Raw genomic sequence first — 12,610 nt, forward strand, 5'->3', positions numbered from 1 at the left:
TGCATCCCTCAAAAATGCTTCAGGAAGGCTATCAAATCCTGCTTTTCTGCATCGCTGAGCTTGGTGCCGAAATAATGCCCCCGGTTGACGACATAGTCGGGACATTTGCTGAGCTCCAGCAGCGGCTCGACCAAATCGGCGAAGATAACGCGCGCCTGCTCATCGCTGACGTCCTCGGGCAAATCCTTAAGGTCGCGTTTGATACGAATGAGCAGCTTTGCCAGATCGACATCATGCCCCAACCGCTCCAGAATATCGGCGTTGTCGAGACGTATATTCAGGTTTGCCAGAAGACCGACTGGTGTGCCCGCCGGGATCGGCCCGAGCTCGATGTCACCGTTCTCATTGAACAACCACGGCAGTTCGTCCCGTAGGGGGCTGAACAGGCGGACCAGAAAATCCGGCTGGAACCCCTTGGGCACGATCAGGTAGCTCTGCTCTGTCGTGCGATCAATGAGGCCGGGGACAGCATCGCCCAGAACGGAGTCCTTATCGCGCTTCTCGGGCCAGAGCATCTGCTCGATACCATCCTCAAACGCCGCCATCCGGCCCTCAACAGACGGGTCAGGATCATAATAGCCAACAGTGTTGTTCAGAAGATACGGCGCGGTTGACCAAAGGCTGACAAGTGAAGGGACGCGGGTATAACCGCGGCCACCTGCGGGCATCTCGTAGTCGTATTCCTCGCCGGTTTTGGGGTGATGCACCTTGATCGGGCCGACCGAGGGCAGCGCCTTATAGGTCGAAGAGGAGAAGTTGTCCCAGATGTTGCCTTCGATTGCGTTGGTGGCCAATGGGCTGCACGCGTTGGTCTGCAGTACCGTCACGGGGATACGCAGTTCGTTGGACAGATAGTTGGCCTCAAGGAAGTCATCTGCATGGACGATATCGCGCATCTCGGCTTTGAAAGCGTCGGTCTTTGTCAGCTCAAAGTAATCCTCGAAACACTGTAGATAGCCGGGGCCCGCACAGCCGCCGGGCATGGCTTCATAGGCTATTTCCGGAAGCTTCGACGAGTGGCATCGTGCGCAATTTTCGGCGAAAATTGTCTTTCCATTGTCGACCGACGCGTCGGACTCGGTGAAAAGCACCTCCCCGCCCGGTGCGTCTTTCAATCTGTCGGGCCGCCCGGCTTTCAGGAAATAAAGTGCAGTTAGCGGCGACTGGTTTTCCGTTGCGCGCCAATATGCGGAATTCTTTTGCGCTGTTGCGATCTTGATGGGCGTAATGTCTTTGCCGCCCAAAATCGGGTTGAAATGCCGCGTCCATTCCTCACTGAACAGGCCGATATTCAGATAGACACGGTTCAGCGCACCCAATGCTCCGACCGAGTCCGCACCGTCCTTCAGCACGCGCGGGCTTAAACTGAGATCAGGTTCGACGAAATGTGAATCCAGCGGACTGCCGGGTAGAAAATCCTGAAACTGCTTGTTGTCCCGCTCGCCGTCTGACAGTCGTTCTTCGCCAAATTTCAGCGCATTACGCAGACGTTCCTCCAGCAGATATATCGCATTCATCGTTCGCGGATTGTTAATGTAATCTGGGGAAACCAGCGAGGTATCAAGCGTCCCTGGTCGCGCTGTATGGATCAGTTGAACCATGTATTGGCGTGGGTCGGGGTTCCACGCGAACACGCGTTCAAACCAGAAATATTGCGCCCCGACTGTCGCATTCAGGTTTTCCATCTTTGGGTTTTCGGGATCATCCGGTGGGGCAATCGGGCTTGGGCCGACGTGACAGAACGCACACGACATCCCTACCCGGTAAGGGCGGATGAGGTCCTCATCGTTGTAATAGTCCGGGTCAGTGTAAAACCGCTCTGGGTCCCACTGACGTTCCGCTCTTTCATCAAAATCGGGGTTGGTAAACAGCCTGAGGCCAAGAACTCCGGTTGGTTCGCCGTAATACGATCCTACGGGCACATTGCGCCCCCGCGCGCCGATCTCGACTCCGGGGTATTTTTCCGCGTTTGCGAAGGGATCATCCGCACAATCCGAAACCCGTTTGTCGAGCCACAATCCGTATCGGTCGGCGTCACCTGACGTTGCCTCCTCAAAACAGGGTTCATTGATCAGACCTAGATACTCAAAGCGGTTTGATCTTTGCGCGGGCAGATTGGGATGCGAGGACAGCGTCTTGAGCAGATCGAACTGACCAAAGGTATCGCGCGTCAGCCGATCCCAGAGCAGATCATTGCCTCCGGTCCAGACCATCCACATATTCCGGCCCTTGATTTCGTCCGGTGTGAGCGCAAGCCCATTGTCCATCTCGGCGAAGTAATCTTCATCCGCAGGAGGGAAACTATCGTCGTCACGCCCGACAAGTTGCGCCTCATCGAGCGGGCCGGAAAATATCTGTGCCAAGCCTGAAATCGGCAGCACAAAAATCAATAAAATCAAAGTAATTACACGGTAAATCATCGGATCGGTCTCCAAAATGACTGGTGTAAAGAATCAAAAATGGAATTTACTTCCACCGCCGATTGTTGCGCAAAATCGGATTTTTTTCAACCTGCGCGGGAATTCAGCACCCTGTTTAGTCAAATCCGAAGTGATCAAAGCCTTGAGATTTGGAAGCGTTCGTCGCGCTGTGAGCCAGACAAAGTCGAGGACAGCCAGCATATCCAACAGACGCAAAATGTGTTAACCTCCATTTTTAAGGTCTTCACGTAGCCTGCATTCTCACCTCGGATTTTTTTGCCAAAAAGAGGTGTGGATGCGGGAGAATATTTCGTTTTCCAAACACCGAAAGCTTTGAATTTCAATGGTAAATAGTAAAGAAGACAATCGTAAAGCAAGCCAAACAACTTCCGACAAGCACCTCTCCAAACGCTTGATTGTTTTTGCCGATGGGACCGGGAATGCCTTTGGGGGACGAGCGTCGAATATTTGGCGCCTATACGAAGCCATCGACAAGCGCGAAAAGGATGAACCGGCAGCAACCACTCAGCTTGCCCGATACATCCCCGGCGTGGGTACGTCGTCCATCGGGATTATTCGGATACTTGATGGTGCGACGGGGTTCGGTGTGCCTGCCAACGTCAAGGCACTCTATCGGTTTTTGTGCTGGAATTGGGAACCCGGGGTTGAAATCTGGATGTTCGGATTCAGTCGTGGTGCATTCACGTTGCGAACACTGGCGGGGCTTATCAACTCTCAGGGGTTAATGCCGTCAAGGATTGACGGCCAAGCTGTGACACCCGCCGAGATGATGCGGAACTCGAAAGGAGCATGGCGCGCATATCGCACAAAAACAGCACCGTTTTGGGAACCGGAACCAAAGCCCGGCAAACTAAGGTTTCGCATGAGTCCTTTGGTCTCCCTCGGGCGCGCAATCCGGGACGCGCTCGTTACCTCCAAACGCCGCCTGTTCAATCAGATGCGCCACGACACGGTGTTGGATGAGCTTCGGACAAACCAGCCCGAACGGGCCCCTGGGCAGGTGGACATTGAGTTTTTGGGCCTATTCGACACGGTCGAGGCTTATGGTGTTCCCCTCGAAGAGGTCCGCACACTTTGGGACATCTTCATCTGGCCGATCAGCTTCCGCAATCGTGTGTGCAGTCCAGCGGTGAAGAATGTGCGCCATGCGCTATCGCTGGACGAGGAACGCTTGTCGTTCCAGCCACTTCGGTTTGACCAGACAGGCAACAGAGACGAGACATCTAATGACCCAGAGATCAAAGAGGTCTGGTTTGCCGGTGTCCATTCCGATGTCGGCGGTGGCTACGCGGACGATGAGGCATCGCTCGACCCGCTGCTTTGGATGATCCGCGAGGCTGAGGCCAAGGGAATTTCCTTGATCGACAGCGAGGTTGCGGCTCTTGAAAATCGTCGAACCGCAAATGCGATTATCCACGACTCGCGAAGCGGGCTGAAATCGGCCTACCGCTACTGGCCGCGAAAGGTTGAAAGCGGTGAAGCATTCGGAGGCGATCCTACGGTTGACGCATCGGTTGTGCAGAAAATCAAAGCCGGCAATTCAGGCTATGCTCCGATAATGTTATCTGATAAATTTCGGACGTCTGACGGGCAACTGCAATCAACGCTGCGTCGCGATCAAGACGTTGCCCGCGACGTCAAACGCTTGGTGCTGCGGAGGCGGATCGCAAACATCGCCTTTTTGGCGCTGGTCGTGTTTCTATTACTCCTCCCATGGACGCAGGGCATTATTTGGGCCATCGCTCAACCAGATAAACCGCCTGCCAGCCTTGTGATGCCGGATAGTCTGTCATCGACTGCCCCGAAATTATTTCATCCGTGGCTTCAGGCGATCTGGACCCACCCATGGGTTTCAGTTCCAACAATCGTTACCGCGATTTTCCTTTACTTTGCAAACACATCGTTGCGCGACCGGATCAGGGACACTGCGCGGCGTTCTTGGATAAATGGCTCCATGCCGCACCCCGAAGAAAAACCATCAGACGGCGAGAGTTTCGCTCGAACTGAGGCAGATGCCGTGGCTACTGGCTGGGTGATGTCCGGCTATAGGGTCCTGTCGGGCTGGGTGGTTCCGGCATTGCTGGCCGTCGTTATACTCTCTGGCGTAATGAAGGTGTTTCACGTAGCAGGGCTTTCGTTTGCTACTGCCACTGGAATGCTATGCGAGGCACCTGGCGAATTACGCGACGTTCAACCCGGAAGCACAATTGTGCTCGACACCGAGTTTTCCACAAGTTCGGTGTGCTGGTCCACAGGCCTATCCATGGTTCAGGGGCGCACCTATTGGATCAGCCTAGAAGAGACAGCGTCATTCGGTGATGGCGGCAATCACGTGCCTATTCGTGGTTTTGAAACCAACAAACTTGCCTTTGTAATTGGAAAAATTTTTCGACGCGAAGACACAAGCTGGTTCAGGCCGGTTGCACAGATTGGAGAGACGGGCGCATCCATCGCTCCCTTGGATGACTATTCCGGTAGCGCACCCGAATTTGTCAATAAATTCAAAGAACAAATTTCGGAGGAAAAAAGACCGTGTGGCTTAGCGCCGGGGCGGACATCCACAGGCAAAACTCTGACGGCTCGCTTTCAAGCTGAGGCCAGCGGGCCATTGTTCTTGTATGTGAATGACGCGATCTTCTGGCCTTGGACCAAGCTTTACAGCAACAACACAGGCTGCGCGCGCGTGATCGTTAGTGCCGAAGCGCCGAAGATTTCCGATTGGTTGTCCAAGTAGTGATATTGACTGAAAAAGCAGTAGTTTAGGAATGCGGCGATCTGTATTTCTCACGCCAATCTCAGCTTCTATTGGCAGCAAACGGCAGACTATTTTATCGGCTGCTTAGGATCACTGAAAGTCATAGCTCCGCAAATTCACTTTGAATATTGCCGATTCTGACTTATGTTTGGCGATCATGAGTGGGGAGTTTGTATGAAATATATCTAATCACTTCCGCAACTGTTTACCTTGAATACTTGTCTCGGCAAGCGTGTTTCAACTTGTTATGGCCAGTGCTCCGATGGCTTGACTGTAACGGCATGAGTTAATGAAGTTGTTATTTGGTATACACCAAGTAAACGCCTGCGAAGCGACATTCTGAGTAGCGGAAGCGTTCTGGGCTAATGCACTTTGGGCATGCTTTCTATACAAATAGAAAAAATCTGCTTTCACATTTTAATTCTGGCAGACCTTGGTCAATTTTCATTGTGACTATTGCAGATGTTTTCTCAACGCCCTCGCCCCGCGACGGGTATTTTGGCTACAAGATTTCCCTAGGGCCTTTAGAGCATCATTCCTTATCAACTATCGCGCTGACGGCTCGGCCAATTCACTATCAGCACTTTTCAGACAATTAAATGCAGCCTCAATTTTATGCCACACAAACTTTTGGGTGAATCTCCCGCATCATAATACCGACGATATGAGCTATCTGCAATTGGCGTAGGGGTTTTGAAAATGAATTTTGAAAAATCAATCAAAGAAACCTCCGTCCGCGCAGATTGGATCGATCTGCGCGATCAGCACTATATCCCTAATCTATCGGTTCTGCGTGATGCTGCCTCACTTGATCCGAAATTGATCCCACTTGATGCAAAAACCAATTTACACACACTTAGATATGGCGTCCGAAATCAGGGCAGTAGTGGGCGATGTGTCGGGTTCGCACTGGCCAATCTGATAGACATCCAGCGCAATTTACAATGGCTTCGCCGTCCTGAAAATGCGTCCGCCGCATTGCCTGATGACAACAAACCTTTTCTGCCCGACATCGTCAGCGCCGACATGCTATACCGCATGGCGTTTTTCCATGACCGCTATCCCGATCTGGAAGATGAGACCACCCAATCCATTGAAGGCGTGCGCACCCTGCGGTCTGCAATCAAGGGTTTCTACCATCATGGCGTATGTATGGACTGGCCGTTTGCCGAAGGCACCATTGATCAGGATCGCTGGCAAAGCAGCTGTTTCAATGAACTTAGCCTCGACGGGGCGCGATTGTTTCCGACCGTCGATCAGGCGAAATCCGCTCGCAACGTGGGGCTAGGGGCATACTTCCGGCTAGCATCCGTTCTCAACCATTTTCACACCGCCCTGAACGACGCCGAGGCGGTGCTGACGACTGCCAATATTCATGATGGATGGGCCGATCCAAACCCCGATCAAGGTGGCTTTATCACGTGGCCGCCCAAGCAAGGCATTAGCGGCACTCATGCATTTGTGCTCACCGGCTATGACGAAAACGGCTTTCATGTTCTGAATTCGTGGGGTCCCGAATGGGGAGGCTACAAAAAGCAGGCCGGCATTGCGCTTTGGTCATATGCTGATTGGGCCCAGAATGTTGTTGATAGCTGGGTCCTGCGTCTGGCCGTTTATGCGCCGTCCGCATTCGGGGCTTCCATCGGCGAGAAGGGCATAAAGGGGATCCATGGAAAAATCCAATCCGGCTCCACGCCCTGCTCTGAGCTGGTGGGCCATTACATGCATCTTGATGACGGGTTTCAGGTGTCAACCGGATCTTACCCTTCATTTTCAGATGGCTGGAGCCATACGCGTCGCTACCTTGAGAAGCAGTTCGACCCTAAGGCTAGCGCTGAGGAGAAAGCAAAAAGCTACAAAGGCGTTTTGGTCTGGATACCCGGCAGCCTGGAGGGGACCAAGAGTGCCTTTGATGCGGCCGTTCAGCGCAAAAATATCATCAAAGGTCTCGACCTTTATCCCTACTCGATATTCTGGTGCAACAACTTCGTCGAGAAGTCGATAGAGGTTCTTCAAGGCCTCTTCGACAGTTGCGAGGCGCAAGCCGGCTCCGATGCAGCCCATCTTGATGATCTGATAGAAAGCCGCGTGCGCGGTGTCGGACGGGCGTTTTGGCGGGATATCGAAATGGGGGCACGCCGCGCTGTGCGAGGCAGCGGCGAGTTGCCATATGAACCCGCCGAGCTAGACAAATTGGAACGTATCAAGCAGGGTTTTGCAAAGCTTTGCATCCTTGATCTCATCAAGCTGAGGCATGAAACCGGCTGCGAAGTTCATATTGTCGCCGAGGGAGCGGGTGCACTGATGGTGCACGAAATACTCAGCGCGCTCGACGAAGATTCCGAAGCAAATGACCGCGCCCATAGCGAGCATGCAAACTGGCGCAAACACGCGATATTCGACACACTCCATCTTGTGCACCCCGCCATCGGAATGCCGCGCGCCGAGAAGCTACTGATCCCTTTCATAGATGCAATGAACGGTCCTGTTAAAGGCACCAAGCGCCGTAAAAAATCGTCGGCCAAGGCGCGCGTGCGCTCGGTGCTTAAAGCCGAAAGCGATCCGCGCGCCCGAATTTACATCCCCGAGCAGGATCTGGAAGACCGCATACATTTCGGAAGCTACGGCAAATCCATTATCCACCTTGTCTCGCGCGCATTTGAGGACCGGTATGTCGCGTCATCAAATTCGAAGGACAACGACGTGCCGATATTCAGTGACGCACGGCCTTTTCTTGGCATGGCCAAGATTGCGGAGGATGCAGATTTCAGCGCTCGCGGCGCATTATTTCAGCTGAATGACATCTCATCGCCGACCCGCGATCACGACCGCATTTCACAAGTAGAATTGAACACGGACCAGACCATCACCAACGACATTTTCGAGGCAATCCAACGCTACCGCACTGCAAAGAAATAAACAGATTCCAAGGAGTTGATCATGGGAAAGATTACAGTCGAACAACTTATGGCAAAAATGTCCGACCTAAGTGCTGACGACGATGCGCTGGCGGAATATTTCATAGTGGACGAAGAGAACTCCGGACCTTTCGCGCCACGCCTGAAACTCAATCCGGCCACGGTGCAGATACCTCGCGGCGCAGATGCGGGCGAACGATCTGCAATGGCGATGAACTCCGCCAATTGGTTGGCACGATGGCACCGCAAAGGACGCTACCAACAGAAGATTGCTGCGGGCTATGATGGCCCACGTATCGTCTCGGAGGGTGACAGTTGGTTTCAATACCCCGTCCTGCTGACTGACACGATTGATTACCTGATGAAGCCCTACGCAGTCTACTCGCTTGGTGCTGCAGGTGATCTGCTTAAGAGCATGGCCGACAAGCAGGAATACGTTGCTGCCATTCGCGAAACCGGTGCAGAAATTTTGCTGCTGTCGGGTGGGGGAAACGACTTGGTGGCCGGTGGGGCATTGGCCTCCCATCTGGAGGAATTTGACCCGGATTTGATGCCTCAAGATTATCTTCTGCCATCGTTTCATGCCCTGCTTGACGATGCGCTCAAGCACTACGGCCGGATGTTCACGCAGGTGCACCAACTGTTCCCACATGTCAGCATTTTGTGCCACGGCTACGATTATCCCGTTCCGAACAAAGACCGCTGGCTGGGCAAGCCGATGGAGGCTCGTGGTATTCGGGACAAGTCACTTCAAAAAGCCGTCGCCCGCTGCATGATGGACGAATTCAACCGCAGGTTGCGCCGTGCGGCCAAAGCCATGCCGAATGTTACCTATATCGACTGTCGCAATACCGTGGGCGATCATCGCTGGCATGATGGCTTGCACCCGGACAATGGTGGTTACGCAGATGTCGCTCGAAAATTTGCGCGCGAGATAACCAAAATCGCCAATGCACGTAGCGGTCCAAGTCAGATAATCAGCGGCCCGTTCGGGACTGCGTCCGAGCTGTCACGCGCCATGCAAGCTCCGGCTGTTATTGCTGGCGGTGCCCCTAAAGGGATTTCGCTTCACGTGGGTCTGAACACCGTCGACCCCGCACATTATGATGGCTGGGACGGTCATCTCAAGGCCTGCGAGGCAGACGCTCATGCCATGCTAGAACTTGCCAGCAGTGAAGGTTTTTCGCCTGAACAGCTGCTGACGCAAGACGCCACCCGCGGGGCCGTTGTCGATCACATCAAAAAAGCCGCCAGCGATCTGAAAGCGGGCGATATGTTCTTATTTACAGTCTCGGCGCATGGCGGGCGTTTGCCGGACTTCAATCAAGACGAAGACCACGATGGCGACATCAAAATGGACGAGACCCTGTGTCTCTACGATTTCCAAATAGCCGACGACGAACTCTATATGCTCTGGTCCGAATTCAAGCCCGGCGTGCGCGTTCTGATGGTTCCGGACACCTGTCATTCCGGCTCTATGGCGCGGATGGGCAGTGCGTCTTTGCCTATGCAATTATGGGGCCGCGTAATCGAAACCAGCCCTGCCAGCCGCGCAATGCCGCGTTACGTCGAGGAGCGGGTGTGGCGCGCCAACGAGGCCGCTTATCGCACAGCGTCAAAGTCCTATAGTGCTCTCAAAGAGAGCGTGATGATGTCGCCATTGTCGTCGCCAATCAGGGCCTCCGTCCTTAACCTCGGGGCGTGCAAGGACGAACAATTTGCCATGGATGGCGACCAGAATGGCGCGTTCACGGGCGCACTTCTCGGTACATGGGATGGTGGTCGGTTCTCTGGCGGCTACCACGCATTCCGCTCGGAAATCGAGGCGCGGATCGGCAGCCCGTCTCAAACGCCTCAGCTATTCGAAAAACTGCTGCGCGAGCCGAATTTCGTGAATGAACGTCCCTTTACGCTTCAGCCTCATCAGCACAACACCGCCAATACGGCTACATCAGCGCCGCCTGTCTCGTCGCCAGGCGCATCTCAGGTCGATGATACAGAGGGCGATGAAAACGACCCACTGGCAGATGCCGAAGTCTCCAACATTTTCGAAGCCAAATCGCGCGGTGCCGGCCTGCGTTCATCCGCAGCTTTGGGTTGGTCGGACTACGCAGATTTCGACGGGTTCATCAAATCACTGGGCCTCAAGAATTTCGCAACCGACGAGTTCCTGATCCTTGGCGGCAGTCACAACGATGCAGGGAGTGCCTGCGCGGGCAAGAACACTTACCCTCTACGCGGGCTATGGACGAATATCGCCAAGACAGCTCAGGTACTCGATCACCTCAGGGACCGCTTAGGCAAACCGATTGCCATAACCAACGCCTATCGCGCGCCCGCCTACAATGCGTGCATCGGCGGGGCGGCAAGTAGCCAGCATATGAAGTTCACCGCGCTGGATTTCAAAGTGTCGGGCATGTCTGCACCTGATGTGGCGCAGGCTCTGCGTTGGTTGCGGGACAAGGAAGGCTTCTTCAAAGGCGGCATCGGGCGCTACAACGGCTTCACCCATGTAGATACACGAGGTCATAACGCGACTTGGCCCAAGGCCTTTGCCAATTCAAACAGTCCCGCCAGTTCCCCGCTTCTGGAGCGGGAACCGCGTGACCTGACCGAGCGGCTGGCGCTCATCAACTCGACCCAGCTTGCCGCCCCACGTGGAGGTATGACGCGCAGTGCGAAAACGTCGTCGTCCTTCGCGGCCCCGGCGACGCGTTCAGGCGACCCGTTTGATCCAGAGTCCCAGGTCGCCACCCATCAGCAGAACCTCAAGGCCGCCGTCAGCGCCTCCAGCGTCATTTCCTTCGTGGAAAACCTGACGCCGGGCCAAAAAGAGGACGTGCTGCTGTCGACCCTGTTCGCCCAACGCGCCGCCGACGCCAAGGCCGATCCGATCAAGTCTCGCGAGACGTGGTTCGCCGTCTACACCAAGGTGTTATCGGCACTTGGCTGGGTGCGGGAAAACACCCCGTTTGAGGCGTCTCACAAAATGCAGGCACAGGGCAGCTTTGACCAGGTCATCCTGACCACTTTGGCTCAGATCGCCACGGGCAATCAGTTCAAGATCATAGAGAGCGCAATCGAGGCGCTACGCGGGCTGACGGACGATGATGGCAAAATCAAACTGTTCGATCTGGAAACCTCCAGCACAAAGGGGGGCAACTTCCAAATCGGCAGTGCCGAGGCAACCGGGGATGTGATAAGCATGGCCATTGGTGCCTTCAACTTCAGCTATCTCGACAAAAAACAAAACATACTCTTCGTGTCCTGGGGCAAGAACGAGCTGGACTACTGGCTGTCGGCGCAGCAGATGACGCTAAGCCCTACGATCTACGACGATGTCCGCGACATCGTGAAATCAAAACTCGCGGACACAAGGCGAACGCTGATCGCTGATATTGAGATCTAGTGGTGGGTATTGAACGGGATAATACCCGACAATCGCGAAGGCAGAGGTGATGGGATGCGCTGCGATCGGCATGTTCCGGCTATGAGGCCTGACGGTTATCAGAATCCATGGCAGGGCATCGCCACTAGACCCGTGTTCGAATGTGAGGGTTTGCTTGAATAGTACAGAGACGAGTGGGGCCAGGGGTGTTACCAGCTACCCCAATAAAAATGGTTTTCTTCGCCTACCGATGAACAAGTCTTCTGGTGTGGCCGCTGCCGTCCGGCAACTGGGGCTTTTGACTTCAAGCCTAGTATCAAACGTCCGCTACGATTTGGCCCTTCATCTCCCCGGTCATCCGAGTTCGGTCCTCTTTGTGAACGGATCTCCGCACCTCGTCGATTTTCAATTCAGCCGCGTCCCTCGTGGCCTTGTCGGGCCATTCAGTGATGGCAGCACTGGTTCGGTTGCTGGTGCGAATTACCGTCACCCGGCTTGCCCCAAAACCTTTCAGGGCGGGCAGACGCTTTTCCTCGATAGCGCGAAGGAAGATGTCGTAATCAATACCGTCTTCGATTTCCCATGTCGTAATTGTCACGTAGCTCATAATCTCCTCCACTCGTTGCTATGCCAGTCTACCACAAACACGGCGCATCGCTTAGCTTCGTTTCCTACGCAGGCCATGGATCCACTAATACAAAGACGGCTTTGCTGCTTCTGACCTCGGAATTTGATGACTACTCAGGCGCGAAATATAACCAGAACCGCTCAAGTGGGGTATTTTTGCGAACAGCTGTGTCGTAAATTCTCAAGCCAGTGATAGAGAAGCATTTGCATCGACACGCCGTAGAAGAGATTGTCGGCCTCAGCCGGAGCCCCTCTATAACAAGATTAGCCGAGGTGAATTCCCTCGCCGCTTGCCTATTGTGATCGAGCCCCAGTCAGGCGCATAGACCGCACTTATCTGCATGCAACACAATGACCCGCGCTATCCCCTTTCATCTACACAACTAAAGCGTCCCAGTAGGTGTCTGAGGCAATTAAAATTACTTTAACTCTCTGAGGGGTCTGGCGAGGTCACTATGGGACCGCACCTTGTCCGGTCTGC

5 protein-coding genes are annotated in these 12,610 nt (G+C 54.2%); 3 read left to right on the plus strand and 2 right to left on the minus strand.

What is annotated here, in order from left to right; all coding sequences use genetic code 11:
- Nucleotides 1-8: 8 nt before the first annotated feature.
- Nucleotides 9-2,420 carry a hypothetical protein gene (locus tag THALAR_RS13905; RefSeq protein ID WP_021102221.1) on the minus strand — a complete coding sequence of 804 codons (2,412 nt, stop codon included), beginning with the start codon at nt 2,418-2,420 and terminating at the stop codon, nt 9-11.
- Between the two features lie 343 nt (nt 2,421-2,763).
- Here THALAR_RS13905 and THALAR_RS13915 point away from each other — a divergent pair, with 343 nt between their 5' ends.
- The 3 genes from THALAR_RS13915 to THALAR_RS13925 all read left to right on the plus strand — a co-directional run bounded on the left by THALAR_RS13915 (nt 2,764) and on the right by THALAR_RS13925 (nt 11,523).
- On the plus strand, nt 2,764-5,175 hold the full coding sequence (locus THALAR_RS13915) for a DUF2235 domain-containing protein (protein ID WP_021102222.1): 2,412 nt from the start codon (nt 2,764-2,766) through the stop codon (nt 5,173-5,175).
- A gap of 720 nt (nt 5,176-5,895) precedes the next feature.
- On the plus strand, nt 5,896-8,115 hold the full coding sequence (locus tag THALAR_RS13920; protein ID WP_021102223.1) for a C1 family peptidase: 2,220 nt from the start codon (nt 5,896-5,898) through the stop codon (nt 8,113-8,115).
- A 21-nt stretch (nt 8,116-8,136) separates the two neighbouring features.
- Complete coding sequence (locus THALAR_RS13925) at nt 8,137-11,523, plus strand: D-Ala-D-Ala carboxypeptidase family metallohydrolase (protein ID WP_021102224.1); 3,387 nt, start codon at nt 8,137-8,139, stop codon at nt 11,521-11,523.
- Between the two features lie 295 nt (nt 11,524-11,818).
- Here the strand turns inward: THALAR_RS13925 and THALAR_RS13930 are convergent, their stop codons facing one another.
- The gene (locus THALAR_RS13930; RefSeq protein WP_021102225.1) at nt 11,819-12,109 is read right to left on the minus strand and encodes a hypothetical protein; all 291 of its coding nucleotides are present in this window, start codon (nt 12,107-12,109) and stop codon (nt 11,819-11,821) included.
- Nucleotides 12,110-12,610 lie beyond the last annotated feature (501 nt).

The sequence above is a fragment of the Litoreibacter arenae DSM 19593 genome, from assembly GCF_000442275.2.
Lineage (GTDB): Bacteria > Pseudomonadota > Alphaproteobacteria > Rhodobacterales > Rhodobacteraceae > Litoreibacter > Litoreibacter arenae.

Excerpts from the sequence above, each read along its gene's own strand:
- THALAR_RS13905 (WP_021102221.1), bottom strand. The coding sequence starts at position 2,420 with ATGATTTACCGTGTAATTACTTTGATTTTATTGATTTTTGTGCTGCCG.
- THALAR_RS13915 (WP_021102222.1), top strand. The coding sequence starts at position 2,764 with ATGGTAAATAGTAAAGAAGACAATCGTAAAGCAAGCCAAACAACTTCC.
- THALAR_RS13920 (WP_021102223.1), top strand. The coding sequence starts at position 5,896 with ATGAATTTTGAAAAATCAATCAAAGAAACCTCCGTCCGCGCAGATTGG.
- THALAR_RS13925 (WP_021102224.1), top strand. The coding sequence starts at position 8,137 with ATGGGAAAGATTACAGTCGAACAACTTATGGCAAAAATGTCCGACCTA.
- THALAR_RS13930 (WP_021102225.1), bottom strand. The coding sequence starts at position 12,109 with ATGAGCTACGTGACAATTACGACATGGGAAATCGAAGACGGTATTGAT.